This window comes from Acidovorax sp. BLS4, assembly GCF_032929295.1.
Taxonomy (GTDB): domain Bacteria; phylum Pseudomonadota; class Gammaproteobacteria; order Burkholderiales; family Burkholderiaceae_C; genus Paracidovorax.
In genome coordinates, this window is the sequence record NZ_CP136797.1 from 2,771,940 (window position 1) to 2,787,240 (window position 15,301).

The 15,301-nt window shown below is 66.7% G+C and carries 15 protein-coding genes; 12 read left to right on the plus strand and 3 right to left on the minus strand.

Annotated elements, in window-relative coordinates:
- The first annotated feature begins 15 nt into the window (after positions 1-15).
- From R1Z03_RS12805 to R1Z03_RS12835, 7 genes are all read left to right on the plus strand, one after another.
- A complete protein-coding gene (locus tag R1Z03_RS12805; RefSeq protein WP_317351365.1) occupies positions 16-753 on the plus strand; it encodes a glutathione S-transferase C-terminal domain-containing protein in 738 nt (245 codons plus the stop codon).
- A gap of 351 nt (positions 754-1,104) precedes the next feature.
- Positions 1,105-2,718, plus strand: coding sequence for a methyl-accepting chemotaxis protein (locus R1Z03_RS12810; protein ID WP_317351366.1), 1,614 nt, complete (start codon positions 1,105-1,107; stop codon positions 2,716-2,718).
- A 182-nt stretch (positions 2,719-2,900) separates the two neighbouring features.
- The gene (locus tag R1Z03_RS12815; protein ID WP_317351369.1) at positions 2,901-4,907 is read left to right on the plus strand and encodes an alpha/beta hydrolase domain-containing protein; all 2,007 of its coding nucleotides are present in this window, start codon (positions 2,901-2,903) and stop codon (positions 4,905-4,907) included.
- 144 nt (positions 4,908-5,051) lie between these two features.
- A complete protein-coding gene (locus tag R1Z03_RS12820) occupies positions 5,052-6,038 on the plus strand; it encodes a glycerophosphodiester phosphodiesterase family protein (RefSeq protein WP_317351371.1) in 987 nt (328 codons plus the stop codon).
- 426 nt (positions 6,039-6,464) lie between these two features.
- Entirely contained in the window at positions 6,465-8,333 is a 1,869-nt protein-coding gene (locus R1Z03_RS12825; RefSeq protein ID WP_317351374.1) for a 3'-5' exonuclease, read from the plus strand.
- A complete protein-coding gene (locus R1Z03_RS12830) occupies positions 8,326-8,982 on the plus strand; it encodes a hypothetical protein (RefSeq protein ID WP_317351377.1) in 657 nt (218 codons plus the stop codon). Before R1Z03_RS12825 ends, R1Z03_RS12830 begins: the two co-directional genes overlap by 8 nt.
- 191 nt (positions 8,983-9,173) lie before the next feature.
- The gene (locus tag R1Z03_RS12835; protein WP_317351380.1) at positions 9,174-9,704 is read left to right on the plus strand and encodes a hypothetical protein; all 531 of its coding nucleotides are present in this window, start codon (positions 9,174-9,176) and stop codon (positions 9,702-9,704) included.
- Positions 9,705-9,760: 56 nt separating this feature from the next.
- Here R1Z03_RS12835 and R1Z03_RS12840 read toward each other — a convergent pair whose 3' ends face one another.
- Positions 9,761-10,336: a flavin reductase family protein gene (locus tag R1Z03_RS12840; protein ID WP_317351383.1), complete on the minus strand. Its 576-nt coding sequence runs from the start codon at positions 10,334-10,336 to the stop codon at positions 9,761-9,763.
- Positions 10,337-10,653: 317 nt separating this feature from the next.
- Between R1Z03_RS12840 and R1Z03_RS12845 the strand changes: the two genes are divergently transcribed.
- Complete coding sequence (locus R1Z03_RS12845; protein WP_272566650.1) at positions 10,654-11,037, plus strand: VOC family protein; 384 nt, start codon at positions 10,654-10,656, stop codon at positions 11,035-11,037.
- A gap of 41 nt (positions 11,038-11,078) precedes the next feature.
- Here R1Z03_RS12845 and R1Z03_RS12850 read toward each other — a convergent pair whose 3' ends face one another.
- Positions 11,079-12,014, minus strand: a complete 936-nt coding sequence (locus R1Z03_RS12850; RefSeq protein ID WP_317351388.1) for an alpha/beta hydrolase — start codon at positions 12,012-12,014, stop codon at positions 11,079-11,081.
- A gap of 227 nt (positions 12,015-12,241) precedes the next feature.
- On the opposite strand from R1Z03_RS12850, the gene R1Z03_RS12855 reads away from it, so the two are divergent.
- The 4 genes from R1Z03_RS12855 to R1Z03_RS12870 all read left to right on the plus strand — a co-directional run bounded on the left by R1Z03_RS12855 (position 12,242) and on the right by R1Z03_RS12870 (position 14,402).
- The gene (locus R1Z03_RS12855) at positions 12,242-12,847 is read left to right on the plus strand and encodes a class I SAM-dependent methyltransferase (protein WP_317351391.1); all 606 of its coding nucleotides are present in this window, start codon (positions 12,242-12,244) and stop codon (positions 12,845-12,847) included.
- 82 nt (positions 12,848-12,929) lie between these two features.
- On the plus strand, positions 12,930-13,241 hold the full coding sequence (locus tag R1Z03_RS12860) for a nucleotidyltransferase family protein (protein WP_284406437.1): 312 nt from the start codon (positions 12,930-12,932) through the stop codon (positions 13,239-13,241).
- Positions 13,228-13,575 (plus strand): DUF86 domain-containing protein, encoded by a 348-nt coding sequence (locus tag R1Z03_RS12865; RefSeq protein WP_272566656.1) that lies wholly within the window; start codon positions 13,228-13,230, stop codon positions 13,573-13,575. Before R1Z03_RS12860 ends, R1Z03_RS12865 begins: the two co-directional genes overlap by 14 nt.
- A 17-nt stretch (positions 13,576-13,592) precedes the next feature.
- Positions 13,593-14,402: a tRNA-uridine aminocarboxypropyltransferase gene (locus R1Z03_RS12870; protein WP_317360365.1), complete on the plus strand. Its 810-nt coding sequence runs from the start codon at positions 13,593-13,595 to the stop codon at positions 14,400-14,402.
- A 230-nt stretch (positions 14,403-14,632) separates the two neighbouring features.
- On the opposite strand, the gene R1Z03_RS12875 is transcribed toward R1Z03_RS12870, so the two are convergent.
- On the minus strand, positions 14,633-15,247 hold the full coding sequence (locus R1Z03_RS12875) for a DNA-3-methyladenine glycosylase (protein WP_317351398.1): 615 nt from the start codon (positions 15,245-15,247) through the stop codon (positions 14,633-14,635).
- Between the last annotated feature and the right edge of the window lie 54 nt (positions 15,248-15,301).

The following is a 15,301-nucleotide window of genomic DNA, read 5'->3' on the forward strand; positions in this document are numbered from 1 at the left end:
GGCCCGCAAAAAACCATGACGACGACGCCCACCACATCCGCCCCCGCCACCGCCCGCCCCCTCACCCACCCCATCGCCGCCAAGTGGCCGGCGCGCCACCCCGAGCGGCTGCAGCTGTATTCGCTGCCCACGCCCAACGGCGTGAAGGTCTCCATCCTGCTGGAGGAGCTGGGCCTGCCGTACGAGCCGCACCTGGTGCGCTTCGACACCAACGACCAGTTCTCGCCCGAGTTCCTCTCGCTCAACCCCAACAACAAGATCCCCGCCATCCTCGACCCCGATGGCCCGGGCGGGCGGCCGCTGGCGCTGTTCGAATCGGGCGCCATCCTGGTCTACCTGGCCGAGAAGACCGGCCGCTTCCTGCCGCAGGACCCGGCCGCGCGCTACGAGGCCCTGCAGTGGGTCATGTGGCAGATGGGCGGCGTCGGCCCCATGTTCGGCCAGCTCGGGTTCTTCCATAAATTCGCCGGGAAGGACTACGAGGACAAGCGCCCGCGCGACCGCTACGTGGCCGAGTCCAGGCGCCTGCTGGGCGTGCTGGAGCAGCGCCTGGCCGGGCGCGGCTGGATCCTGGGCGACGACTACACCATCGCCGACATCGCCGTCTTTCCGTGGGTGCGCAACCTGGTGGGCTTCTACGAGGCGCGCGAGCTGGTGGACTTCGATGCCTTCCCCCAGGTGCAGCGCGTGCTGGCCGCCTTCCTGGCGCGGCCGGCCGTGGTGCGCGGGCTGGAGATCCCGCAGCGCGGGTGAGGGTGCAGGCGGTGTCCTGACGCTATTAAAAGAATAGCTGTATGCCCTAGTCGAATATGTGCTGGAGGCCGATTTTCATCAATATCCCACCCTGGGGCCAGCGCGGCATGCGCTGGCCCTTTTTGCTTGGGGGCGGCTCGCCGGGCATGGCAGGCCTGGGGCTTTGGACACCGACCAACCCATAGGTATTTTTTGCAAACAAACGTAACTTTTCGATGAAATAATGACTTTTCGTTCGCTGTGCCATTGGTGGTAACCCGGGAATTCCGGGGGCCCTTCGCCGATGCGCCGTCCCTCCCATTCCCACCCCTTGCCCGTCCTCACCGGACCGCTGGCCCCACCGTGACCTCCATGCGACTTAAAACCAAATTGACCCTGGCCCTGATCCTGATGTGGCTGGGCCTGTTCCTGCTGGGTGCGTGGGCCGCGTTCCATGCGCGCACCGTGGTGACCGAAGAGCGCCAGGCGGCCGTGCACAACGTGGTGGACCTGGGCTACAGCCTGATCGAGAACTACGCCGCCGAAGTGGCCGCGGGCCGCATGGACGTGGCCACCGCCAAGGAGCAGGCGCTGGCGCGCCTGGCCACGCTGCGATTCGACAACGGCAAGAACTTCCTGTTCGTGATCGATTCGGCGCCGCTGATGCTCATGCACCCCACGGGCAAGGGCCTGATCGGCACCAATGTGGGCGACCGCAAGGACCCGCAGGGCAAGGCCTACTACCGCGAGCTGGCCGACATGGGCAAGAAGAACGGCCAGGGCTTCGTCTCGTACCAGGCGGGGGTGACGCTGCCCGACGGCACCGTGGAGCGGCTGGAGAAGGTCACCTTCGTGCGCTACTACGCGCCGTGGGACTGGCATGTGATGGCCGGCGTGATGGTGGGCGACATCCAGACCGCCTTCTACAAGACCATCGGCCAGCTGCTCGTCATCGTGCTGCTGGTGGGCGGCGCCATCCACGGCACCATGCTGCTGATCATCCGCAGCGTGACCGGCAGCCTGGGCGGCGAGCCCACGCAGGCCGCCGAGGTGGCCGCGCGCATCGCGGACGGCGACCTCACCGTGGCCGTGGCCACCTCGGGCAGGAACCCGCACAGCCTGATGCAGGCCATGCACACCATGCAGGCCCGCCTGGCGCAACTGATCGGCAACATCCGCAGCGGGACCGAGGAAATCCGCCACGCCGCGAGCGAGATCGCCTCGGGCAACATGAACCTGTCGTCGCGCACCGAGTCGCAGGCCTCGTCGTTGCAGGAAACCGCGGCCAGCATGGAGCAGCTCACGGGCACCGTGACGCAGAACGCCGAGAACGCCCTGCGCGCGGGCGAACTGGCGAACAATGCATCGAGCATCGCCGAGCGCGGTGGCGCCGTCATGGGCGACGTGGTGGACACCATGCGCGGCATCTCGGAAAGCTCCAGCCGCATCTCCGAGATCATCGCCGTGATCGACTCGATCGCGTTCCAGACCAACATCCTCGCGCTCAACGCGGCCGTCGAGGCGGCCCGCGCGGGCGACCAGGGCCGGGGCTTCGCCGTGGTGGCCAGCGAGGTGCGCACGCTCGCGCAGCGCAGCGCCCAGGCGGCCAAGGAGATCAAGGGCCTGATCGAAGTGTCCGTCGCCAAGGTGCGCGACGGCTCGGGCCTGGTGGACCGCGCCGGCCACACCATGACCGAGATCGTGGGCGCGGTGCAGCAGGTGCGCACCATCATCGAAGAGATCACCGCCGCCTCGCAGGAGCAGCGCTCGGGCATCGAGCAGGTGAACCAGGCCGTGGCCCAGATCGATCAGGTCACCCAGGAGAACGCGGCGCTCGTCGAGGAATCGGCCGCCGTGGCCAACGCCCTCAACGACCAGGCGCGCCACCTGGCCGAACTGGTGTCGGTGTTCCGCGTGCAGGCCGCGGCTGGGGCCCTGCCTGGTGGCCACGCGCTGCCCGGCGGCCACGCGCTGCGCCTGGCGTAGCGCATTGGATGGGGCGCTGCGCCTGGCGTAGCGCATTGGGTAGGGCGCTGCGCCTGGCGTAGCGCATTGGGCAGGGGCGCTGCGCGGATCGGCGCGGCCCTGTTCCCCTGGCGCGTTCCCTGCGGGCGCGCTGTCATGGGGCGGTGCGATTGCGGCACCGCCGTCGCAAAAGGATGTATGTGGTGACTGCTGCTGTCGAACGCTTTTTCTTTCAACCCGGCGCGCGCGCCGTGTGGCGCACCCTGGGTGCCATCGCGCTGGGCGGCGGCCTGCTGGCCCCCGCGGCGGCGCAGGTCACCCGGTTCGAGGTGCTGTCCAGCGAGGCCCCCGCGCTGCAGGCGCGCAGCTTCGGCGAGCGCGGCACCGCGCGCAAGACCGTGGCGCGCGCCACCTTCGCGGTGGACCCGGCCGACCCGCGCAACGCGGGCATCGCCGACATCGCGCTCGCTCCGCGCGACGCGGCGGGCCGCGTCACCGCCGTGGCCGACGTGGTGATCCTGCAGCCCGAGCGCCCCAACGGCACCTTGCTGGTCGAGGTGCCCAACCGGGGCCGCAAGCTCATCGGCCCGGCGTACGACGACGCACCCGCCACCTATGGCCGCCTGCAGCAGGCGGCCGATGCCGGCGCCGGCTTCCTGCTGGCGCAGGGCTACACGCTGGCCTGGATCGGCTGGCAGGGCGACCTGCCCGTCTCGGGCGGCAGCAAAGGCGCGGCGCTGCTGGGCCTGAACGTGCCCGTGCTGGCCGGCGTGACCGGCCCCTCGCGCGATGAATGGGTGTTCACGCCCAGGCAGGCCGAGGCCGTGCAGACCGTCAAGCTCGCCTACCCGGCGGCCACGCGCGAAGGCGCGCGCCTCACGGTGCGCCCGCGCGCGCAGGACGAGCGCACGCAGCCCGCGGGCCTGACCTTTCGCTTCGTGGACGACCAGACGCTGGAAATCACCCGCCCTGCCCGCCAGCCGGCCGACGCCATCTACGAGTTCACCTACACCGCGCGCGACCCGCAGGTGATGGGCCTGGGCCTGGCCGCGCTGCGCGACGTGGCCCACTACCTGCGCCACGACGGCAGCGCCGCCAACCCGCTCGCCCACGGCGGCCAGCCGCAGATGCGGCACCTGCTGGGCACCGGCATCTCGCAGTCGGGCCGGGTGCTGCGCGACTTCGTCTACCTGGGCTTCAACGAATCGGCCGACCACCGGCCCGTGTACGACGGCCTGCTGCTGCAGATTCCCGGCGGGCGCCGCAGCTTCACGAGCGCGCGCTTCGGCCAGCCCGCGCGCAACCCGGGCCCCAACACCGACCACCTGTACCCGGTGGACCAGTTCCCCATGGCCTACGAAGCCAGCACCGATCCGCAGACCGGCCGCACCGACGGCCTGCTGCAGCGCTGCCGCGCCACGGCAAGCTGCCCGCGCATCATGCAGGTGGACTCCGAATACGAAATGTGGGCCTCGCACGCGAGCCAGAGCGTGACCGATGCGCGCGGCCACCACCTGGGCTTGCCGCCCGAGGTGCGTGCCTATCTGGTCGCCGGCACCCAGCACTTCGCCGCGGCCGACGCCGTGGCCAAGCCCCAGCCCGGCTGCCGCCTGCCCACCTCGCCCATCTACCCCGGCCCACTGATGCGCGCGCTGCTGGCCGGCATGAACGACTGGGTGGCCAGCGGCGCCGAGCCGCCCGCCAGCCGTTACCCCAGCGTGGCCGATGGCACGCTGGTGCGCGCTGGCGACCCGGGGCAGTACCGCGGCATCGCCGCCCTGGGCTACCGGGGCCACGCCGTGCCCTCGTTCCGCACGGATGCGGCCACCGGCCTGCCGCGCGTGCTGGGCGAATACCCCGTGCTCGTGCCCCGCACCGATGCCGACGGCATCGCCGAAGGCGCCGTGCGCCTGCCCGCCGCGGCCGCGCCGCGCGCCACCTACGTGGGCTGGAACGCCAAGACGAGCGACCCCACCGGCATCTGCACCCAGCTGGGCGCCACGCTGCCGCTGGCCGCCACGCGCGCCGAGCGCCTGGCCAGCGGCGATCCGCGCCCGTCGCTGGCGGAGCGCTACCCCACGCCGGACGCCTACCTCGCCGCCGTGCGCGCCGCCGCCTGGCGCCTGGAGCGCGATCGCCTGCTGCTGCCCGCCGATGCGCAGGCGGCCGTGCGCGAAGCCGAGGCCGGCACGCTGGCGCGCCTGCGCTGAAAAGGCGGCCAGCGCGCCTGGCGGCAGGGACACCACCTGCCTGCCGGGGGCGGCTGCCGCGGGGTGTCGCTCAACTGTCATGGCCCCGCCATGGCGGGCGCCTAAAGTCAGTGGCTTTGTTTGACCTTGATGAAAGCCCCTGGCATGCACCCCAAGAAATCCTGGATCGCCGCGCTCTGCCTCGCCACGCTGGCGCTCACCGCCTGCGGCGGCAACGACGACGCGCCGCCCGCCCAGCCGCAGGTCATCGCCCACCGCGGCGCCAGCGGCTACCTGCCCGAGCACACCCTGGCCGGCTATGAACTGGCCATCCGCATGGGCGCCGACTTCATCGAGCCCGACCTGCAGATCACCAAGGACGGCGCCCTCGTCGCCATCCACGACGACACGCTCAACCGCACCACCAATGTCGCCACGCTGTTCGCGCAGCGCAACGGCGGCTACAAGGTGGCCGACTTCACCCTCGCGGAAATCCGCACCCTGACCGTGGTGCCCACCGGCACCGGCAAGACCAGCTACCCGGGTTTTGCGCCCAGCGCCGCCAACCCCTTCCAGGTGCCCACCTTCCAGGAGGTGGTGGACTTCGCCAAGAAGCAATCCACCGCCGTGGGCCGCGAAGTGGGCCTGTACCCCGAGGCCAAACAGGCCGACCCGGTGATGGAAGACGGCATCCTCAAAACGCTGAAGGACAACGGCTACAACGCCGACAGCAAGGTCTACATCCAGTCGTTCAGCGACGCCACGCTGCGCAGCCTGCGCACCAAGCAGACCGCGCAGAACAGCAAGATGCCCCTCATCCTGCTGGGCGTGGCCGCCAAGGCCGCCGATGGCACGCCACGCATGGGCGTGATCTCCGGCAGCACCGTCACGCAGCTCACGTTCAAGGAAGTGGCCGGCTTCACCGAAGGCATCGGCGTGGTCATCAACACCGCCGCGTACCCGATCACCAAGGACTACATCGACCAGGCCCACGCCGCCGGCCTCAAGGTGCACGGCTGGACCTTCGCCCAGGCCAACGCCGCCACGGCCGCCACCGAGTTCCGCAGCTACCTGGACATGGGCATGGACGGCATGTTCGCCAACTACCCGGACCTGGCGGTGGCGGCGCGCAATGCGTTCGTGAACAAGTAAGCCAGCCGGCTGGTCGCCTTTTGGCAGGCGGCCGCCGGCAGCGCGCCGGCCGGTGGCCTGCCGGCGCGTGGCACCCGCCCTGGGTGCCGAAGACCGGCTCGCCCGTGTGCGGCGGACTCCGCACGGGCCGCAGCCCTCGTGCAAGTATTTGCTAAGTGCTGCCTGCGAGATCAGCGCGACACGCCTGGTCCATCGCGGTTTTTGGCCTCTCTCTTCCCACTCGGCGTCGTATTTGGGTTGCTATTAAATTAATAGCTATACGCCCTAGAAAGATATGCGCTGGAGGCCATTTTTTCTCATGGCTCCATCTGTGCGATGGCGCTTTACCCGAACGCCATCCCGGGGTTTCCGTCAGTTAGAAATCAGCCACTCCCGCTATAAGCTGCAACAGACAGATACATAAATCGGGAGGGCTGGGGGGATGGAATGGCAACCTTGATACCGGCGCTGGGCGCCTGCGCGGGCCGCATGACCTCGGGCGAGCGCCGCCTGGCCGAGCGGCTGGAGCAGAAGCTGGAGGACGACTACCTGCTCTGGTGGGACGTGCCCATCGGCCCCAAGCAGACCCGCCCCGACTTCGTGGTGCTGCATCCCCGCCGCGGCGCGCTCATCCTGGAAGTGAAGGACTGGCGCCTGGACACCATCCGCAACGCCACGCGCGAACGCTTCGAGATCGCGCCCGAGGGCCAGCTCAAAGTCGTCATGAGCCCGCTGCAGCAGGCGCGCCACTGCGCGATCCAGGTCGTCAATGCGCTGGAGCGCGACCCGCAACTGGTGCAGGGCGAAGGCCCCTACCAAGGCAAGCTCGCCTTCCCCTGGGGCCACGGCGTGGTCTTCACCCATATCACCCGCAAGCAATTCGAGGGCGCGGGCCTGGGCGAGGCGATTCCGTCCCACCTGGCCATCTGCAAGGACGAGATGTTTGAAGACGTGGACGCCGAGGCCTTTCAGCAGCGCCTGTGGGCCATGTACCCGCACACCTTCGGCCGCAAGAGCGCCATCACCCTGCCGCAGCTCGACCGCGTTCGGTGGATCCTGTTCCCCGAAGTGCGCGTGCCCCAGCAGCAAAGCCTGTTCGGGCAGGGCACGGGCGGAGAGGGGGGCGACAGCGACGAAGATGAAGACGCCCGCCTGCCCGGCATCATGCGGGTGATGGACCTGCAGCAGGAGCAGCTCGCCCGCAGCCTGGGCGACGGCCACCGCGTGATCCACGGCGTGGCGGGATCGGGCAAGACCATGATCCTCGGCTATCGCGCCGAACACCTGGCGCAGACGCAGACGGCGGGCGCCAAGCCCATTCTCATCCTCTGCTACAACGAGCCGCTGGGCGTGAAGCTGGCGGCCACCTTCCAGGCCAAGGGACTGCAAGACCGCGTGCACGTGCGCCACTTCCACAAATGGTGCCGCGACCAGTTGGTGGCTTACCACCTGCTGCCCGAGGGCACGCAGCGCTGGCCCGTGGACAAGCTGATGGCCGAGTACGTGCAGCGCGTGATCCACGGCGTGGACGCGGGCCACATTCCCGCCGGCCAGTACCACGCCATCCTCATCGACGAGGGCCACGACTTCGCGCCCGAATGGCTCAAGCTCGTCACCCAGATGGTGGACCCGGCCACCAACAGCCTGCTGCTGCTGTACGACGACGCGCAGAGCATCTACGACCGCGCCGACAAGAAAAGCTTCAGCCTGAAAAGCGTCGGCATCCAGGCCCAGGGCCGCACCACCATCCTGAAGATCAACTACCGCAACACGCGGCAGATCCTGCAACTGGCCCACCGCATGGCCGGCGGCCTGCTCCAGCCCGAAGACGCCGTGGGCGGGGAGGACGGCATCCCGCTGCTGCAACCCATGAGCTGCGGTCGAGAGGGCCCGGAGCCCATCGTGATAGACCTGCCCACGCTGCCGGAGCGCGCCGCACGGGTGGCGGAATTGCTGGCGGACCAGCATGCGCAAGGGCATGCGTGGGGCGATATGGCGGTGCTTTGCCGGCATTACAGCGAGATGGAGGAATGCTCGGCGGCGTTGGTGCGAAAAGGGCTGCCGCACCGGATGCGAAAGAGGTCAGGGGATTACCGGCCGGAGGAGGACACGATCAAGGTCATGACCATGCATGCGAGTAAGGGGTTGGAGTGGGCGGTGGTGGCGGTGGTACAGAGTGATGAGCGAAATAAAGTGGAGAGGTCTGGGGTGGACATCGAGTTGCAGGCACGTCTGGCATATGTTGCGTCGACCAGAGCCACGCAAAGGTTATTGCTGACTGCAAATGTCGAGAGGTTTCATAAGAATCATGTTTGAACAATTGTTGAAATTCATTGATGTTAATTTGAGAGGGGGAGCGATGAAAAATAATCCATTAATTGATGAAATAACTTCGAAAGAAGAGATTGAATCGATCAAGGCAGTTTATAAAATATGTATCGATACGAGAAATTTTGAAATTGATCAGTTGATTCAAAGAAATAATTTTTTCATGCTCTTCCAAGGCGTTTTGCTAGGTGCTGCACTACAGAACCAAGCTAGCAAGCCATTTGTCGAGTTGGTGATAAGTATTGCTGGAATTCTTGTTTCCATTTATCAGCTTCAAATGGCATGTGGTGCGAAGTTTTGGCAGGAATGGTGGGAAAGTCGTGTGGATCACTATGAGAAGAAATTGCGGGAGATACAGACCAAGCAATCAGGTCATTTTTTTGATTTGTTCGTCAGTCCTTTCGAAGAAGTTCATGAAGAGATTCGAAAAAGATTTGCTATGAAGCGCGGCTCAGGATTTACCAACTTTCTAATATTGCGAGCATTTGGGGTGGGGCGCGCACCTATAAAAGTTAGCTTGGCTTTATTATTTGCTTGGATTATATTGACTTTGCATACTCTTGATTTTGGTGCCATCTCGAATTGGTCAATTCCTGTGAAGGGGTTTACTTTTGTTAATCTGACGGGGGCTAAATAAATATGCATTTTGTTCGCAAGAAAGAAATTGCCTGCTGCAGGATGCTGTAATTTGAAATTTTTTGCTCATGCGGAATCAACAATATCTCGCGCAAAAAATTCTCGATGATATTAGTTTGGGGAAATGATTTTCTCTTGCATGTTGTTGAATTGAATTGTGCTGGCTGTAGGTCATATTTTATCGATAATAATATGAATTTTTACCCTTATCCCGCTCTAGAGTTGTCGAAGCAGAAAAATGGTTTGCTGGAGGCAGATAAATTGTCGATTTCGACTTTTTGGAATAAGGTTGACTCTTATTTTGGAGAGCATGCATCCCTAGGTGTCGGTTGTTACATATTTTCTATTAGGGCTGGCAAAGGCGCTCTTCCTTGGTATGTGGGGCTCGCTGAAAAGCAATCATTTCAAAAGGAGTGCTTTACTCCGCATAAAATAAATCATTATAATAATGCGCTTGCCGCAAGGAAGGGCACACCTCTTCTAACAATTATTCCAAAGTACACGCCCAGTGGCGTGCTCTCCGGTCCAAATGGAAACGGACACAAAGATATTCAGAAGTTGGAAATAATGCTTATAGGAAATTGCCTGACTCGCAATAAGAGTCTTTCAAACCTGCGAGATACCAAAATCCTTCGGGAAATGGTGGTGCCTGGACTCTTAAATACGGCCCCCGGAAAACCGAGAAAAGAGGTTCAAACATTCAAATCTCTTCTTGGTCTTTAAAGGGTGATGCATTTTTATCTGCATTGTTTCGTGCCCCACGTGCGCCTTCCCTTCACTCAACCCCGCACCGACGCCCCCGTCGCATAAAACTGCCCACCAGCCACGTAATGCAGCGTGCGCAGTCCTTCCGGCGCTTCGTCGAAGTGCCAGTGCCCTTCCCGAAACACCCGCTCGTCCGCCCACGCGGCCACCACCTCGGCGATGAACAGGTCGTACGCCTGCTGGTTGTGCGGCTCGGGCACCACGCGGCACACCAGCCAGGCGGCGCAGCCCTGCACCAGGGGCGTGGCGTCGTGGCCGGGCGCGTGGAACAACCCCACGCCGTAGTGCTGCAGCTTGTCGGGTCGCGCCTTGGCGCTGTCGGTGCCCACGCCCACGGTGAGCGCGGCCATGGCCTGCGTGGGCAACTGCAGCGCGAACTGGCCGCTGGCTTCCACCAGCTCGCGCGTGCGCGTGGCCTTGTCGATCACCACGGTGACCTTCGGCGGGCTGAAGTCCAGCGCGCAGGCCCAGGCGGCGGCCATCACGTTGTCGGTGCCGGCGTGGTGGACCGAGACGAGCACGGTCGGGCCGTGGTTGAGCAGGCGGTAGGCCTTGTCGAGCGGGACGGGGGTGAAGTGGGTGGGTGGCATGGCGGGAGGGGCGGCAGGGTGGATGGGAGGGGATGAGGTGAGATGGGACTGGGTTGGAGGCAGCGGCTGGCGTGGGGTTGCAACGTGATGCTCTGTTTTTGATAGCAATATGCCCTAGTGTCAATTGTGCTAGTGGCCATTTTGATGCTTGGTTTATCAGCGCGGACCCGGAGGGTCTTCCCCCACCGGCCCGAACCCCTCCGGGATGTCGCCAAGGCGGCGCGCAGCGCCCGCAGGCGACCCGCGCGCGGGCAGGCGGCCGCTACCATCGTCCGATCCTTTTTTGCCCGGCGACGGGTGCCACGGAGACAAAAGCCATGTTCAGTCATGTGATGTTGGGTGTGAGCGATCTGGAAGTGTCCAAGCGGTTCTACGACGCGGTGCTCGGCACGTTGGGCATCGCCCCCGGGTCCGCCCACAAGAACCGCTATTTCTACCGCAGCCCCACGGGCACGTTCGCGATCTCCACGCCCATCAACGGCGAGCCGGCCTGCCACGGCAACGGCAGCACCATCGGGTTCACCGTGCAGTCGCCGGAACAGGCGCAGGCGTTCCACGACGCGGGCGTCGCCCACGGTGGCACGACCTGCGAAGACCCGCCGGGCTTTCGCGAAGGCCCGAGCGGCGCGCTGTACCTGGCGTATCTGCGCGATCCGGACGGCAACAAGCTCTGCGCACTGCATCGGCCGCCCAAGGCGTGAGGCGCTCGCTGCGGTCGGGACGGTTTTCAGCGCGGCAGGCGTCAGCCCGGCGTTGAGGGCGGTTGCTGCGGGGGATGGCCGGTGCCGTCCGCCGGGCCCGCGGGCAGGCCGGCCAGGAACCCCGCGATCCGCCGGGCCACCGCGTCGGGCTGTTCGCGGTGGGGCACGTGCGCCACGCCGGGCAGGATGTCCACCCGCGCCGGCCCGGCGGCCCAGCGGGCGATGCGCTCGGGCTGTTCCGTGGAGCCGTATTCGTCGCGGTCCCCATGCAGGGCCAGCACGGGGCAGGTGACGCGCGCCATGGCCTCGGCCAGCGACCAGTCGGCAAAACCCGGGTGCAGCCAGGTGTCCACCCACGCGTTCAACACCCAGCGCGCCTGATCGGCGCCGTGGTAGCGGGCCAGGCGTTCCAGGGCGCCGGGTTGGTTGAACTGGTCGCGCGCCTCGCGGATGCCCTGCAGCGTGCGCTCTTCCACGCAGGCCTGGGCGGCGATGGTGATGAGCGCGTCGCAGTCGCTGCCCGCCGCGCCGCCGGGGCCGTCACCCGGCGTACCCCGCGTTGCCGCGCAATGGGCGGCCATGCCGCCGCCCACGCTGTGCCCCAGCGCCACGAAGCGTTGCACGCCGAAGTGCGCGCGCAGGGCCGGCAGGCTGGTGCGCGCCTCGTCTTCCACGAAGTCCCGTGGCAGCAGGCCCGTGCGCGCGTCGGAGCGGCCGAAGCCCAGGCGGTCGTACGCGATCACCCCGCGGCCCGTCGCTCGGCACAGCACGGCAGGAAACTCGCGCCACAGGTCCACGCAGCCCAGCGAGTCGTGGAAGAGGATGATGGGCGGCGGCGCAGATGCGTCGGGGCAGGGCGCGGGTCCGGCGGCCCAGCGCCGCGCGAACAGGCGGCCGTGCGCGGTGGCGATCCAGTGGTCGGACGGGGCGGGGCCGGGTGGCGCGGAAAGGGGCGTGGAGGAGGGGGCTGCGCTCATGCCGGACCATTGTGTCGCGTCCATTCGAATCGGGTGATGCAGTGCCGTGCCATGCCGTATCGCCGACGCCGGACGCCGGACGGCGCCGGCCTGTCCTGCGGTGCGCACGGCGGTGGGCGTGCCCGGGGCGGGTGCGCGTGCCGTGGCGATACGGGATACTCGCTGCCACCGTTTTGGCTTCGCCCAGCCCCTCCCTTCTTTTCCACTTCCCTGCAAGGACCGCCTCTTTGAAATCAGCCAGCGCAAGCACCTTCGACGAGGCGTACTACCAGCGCTTCTACTACGACAAGAAGACCAGCGTGGTGGACCCGCAGCACATGGAGCGCCTGGGCACTTTCGTGTGCAGCTACCTCAAGTACCTGCGGGTGCCGGTGCAGCGCGTGCTGGACGTGGGCTGCGGCATCGGGCTGTGGAAGGGCATCGTGGCGCAGCACTTTCCCGCGGCCAGCTACCAGGGCGTGGAGTTCAGCCCCTACCTGTGCGAGCGCTACGGGTGGCAGCAGGGCTCGGTGGTGGACTACCAGGCCAGCGAGCCGTTCGACCTGGTCATCTGCCAGGGCGTGCTGCCCTACCTGAGCCCGCCCGATCTGAAGGCCGCCCTGCGCAACCTGGGCCAGTTGAGCCATGGCGCGCTGTATGTCGAGGCCGTGTCCCGCGAGGACTACGAGCGCGACATCATCGACGAAGACCTGACCGATGCGCGCATCTTCCGGCACTCCGCCACGCTGTACCGGCGCGGGCTGCGCGAGGGCGCGCTGGAGCTGGGCGGCGGCCTGTGGCTGAGCCGCCAGGCCGAGGTGCCGCTGTTCGAGCTGGAGCACGTGGGCGGTTAGCGTGGCCCACGTCATGGGCAGAGCCATGCGCGCCGTGCAGTGTCGGCCGATGGGCAGCAGGTGCGCCCCTAAAATCTCCCGCATGCATTCCGCCATCGCCCAACACCTGCCGCGCATCGCGGCCATCTGCCAGCGCTTCGGCGTGCGCCGGCTGGAGGTATTCGGCTCCGCAGCCCGTGCGCACGATTTCGATCCGGGCACCAGCGATGTGGATTTTCTGGTGGAGTTCGCCGACAACGCGCCCGTTGGGCTGCACTCGTTTTTCGGCACCAAAGCCGCGCTGGAGCAATTGCTCGGCCGTCCGGTGGACTTGATCGAGCCGGGCGCAGTGCGCAATCCCTACGTACTGGCCAGCATCAACCGCCATCGGGAGCCTGTGTATGTTGCCGCGTGATCCGCGCGCTTTTCTGTGGGATGTGCAGGCGGCGGCAAAGGCCATTCAGAATTTTCTACAGGGCATGGACGCCGAGGCTTACGCCGCCAATGAAATGGCGCAGGCGGCCGTGGAGCGCAAGTTCGAGATCATCGGCGAGGCGCTCGGCCAATTGGCCAGGGCAGACGCCGCACTGGCTGCGCGCATACCGGATCTGGCGCAGATCGTGGCGTTTCGCAACCAGCTGATCCATGGCTACGCCACCATCCGGGTGCACACGGTCTGGACCGTGGCACAGGACTCGTTGCCAGCCCTGATCGCCACGGTGGCCACCTTGCTGGAAGAGCTGGCTTGACCGATCCCGTGGACCGCATGGCCGGCCACTCCCTCGTTCCCCATGCCGTCTCCCGCCTGCGCACCGAGCGCCTGGCGCGCAGTTCCAAGCCGTTCCTCGCCCGGGGCGGCCCGCGCGGCGAGCGCTGCCCCGGCTGCCGGCTGGTGCCCAGCCACTGCCTGTGCGCCGTGCGGCCCCAGGTCGCCACCCAGGCCGGCATGTGCCTGCTGATGGCCGACATCGAGCCGCTCAAGCCGAGCAACACGGGCTGGCTGATCGCCGACGTCGTGCCGGACACCTTCGCCTTCGGCTGGGCGCGCACGGTGGTGGACCCGGCCCTGCTGGCGCTGCTGCGCGACCCGCAGTGGCAGCCGTATGTGGTGTTTCCTGGCGAGTTCGCGGAGCCTTCGCGGGTGGTGACCCGGGTGGAGCCCACAGAGATTCCAGCGCAGGGCATGCCGCCGCTGCAACCCCGGCGCCCGCTGTTCGTGCTGCTGGACGCCACCTGGACCGAGGCGCGCAAGATGTTCAGGAAGAGCCCCTACCTGAACCACCTGCCGGTGCTCAGCCTGCAGCCCGAGCAGCTGTCGCGCTACCGGCTGCGCAGGTCCCAGCGCGACGACCATTTCTGCACCTCCGAAGTGGCGGCGATCTGCCTTGAAATGGCGGGCGAGTCGCATGCAGCCCAGACACTGGAGGCCTATCTCGACGTGTTCACCCACCACTACCTGCAGGCCAAGCACCAATTGCCGGTGGAGATGGACGGCGAGGCGCACCGCCGGTTGCGGGCCTTGCGGGCGCGGGGACCGGGCGTTGCGGCGCAGGGGGCCGCGCGGCAAGACGGATAAGGGCGCGGGCGGCTTGGCGGCGCGCTCCTGCCTCCTTCACTTCACCGCTTGCAAACCTCGCAGTAGTAGAAGTAAACGTCTTCCTCCCGGCCCTTGACCACCGGCGACAGATAGCCCACGCCAGCCATGGCAGGGTGATGGTTCGCAGGGCGCTTTTCATGGTCATCGGTCGTTCCTGTTCCGAATCGGGCTTTTGGCCTGGCGATGGCTGGTTGGGGCCGTCCGGCGGATCAGCCCTGGTTTCCCACCCCCGCCGTGAACGGCCGGCTCAAGAACCGCGAACCCTTCTCCCCGAACCGCCAGGGCACGTCCACCGCCTTGGAGATGCCGATGCGCGGCCCGGCAATCACGTCGGGCGCCGGGTGGCCCGGCGAAGGCTGCAGCAGCGCGAACGGCGGCAGGTGCAGGGACTCGCCGTCCAGGCGTGCGTCGATGCCCAGCGCCTGCGCCAGCCGTCCGGGGCCGGCGCACAGCAGCCGGGCGTCCTGCAGGCCGCGCCGTTCGCGCAGGGTGTCCAGTCCGTGGGTGGGCTCGATGGCCCGCAGCAGGACGCCGGCGCCATGGCCCGCTTCGCGGCACACGGTGTTGACGCACCAGTGCAGGCCGTAGGAGCGGTACACGTAGGCGCAGCCTGGCGGGCCGAACATGGCCGCGTTGCGGGCCGTGGGGCCACCGAAGGTGTGCGAGGCCGGGTCGGTCTGGTCGTAGGCCTCGGTTTCCACGATGCGGCCGCCCACGCCGTCGACCAGCAGCGTCACGCCGATGAGCCGGCGTGCCACCTCGTGCGCTGGGGCGGTGAAGTCGATGTCGGCAAGGGTCAGGGCCGGGGGCAGGTCGTGGGGCATGGGCGTGATGCTAAGACCCGCAGCGGCCGGCGACGGCCAGGCCCTGTGGCATGG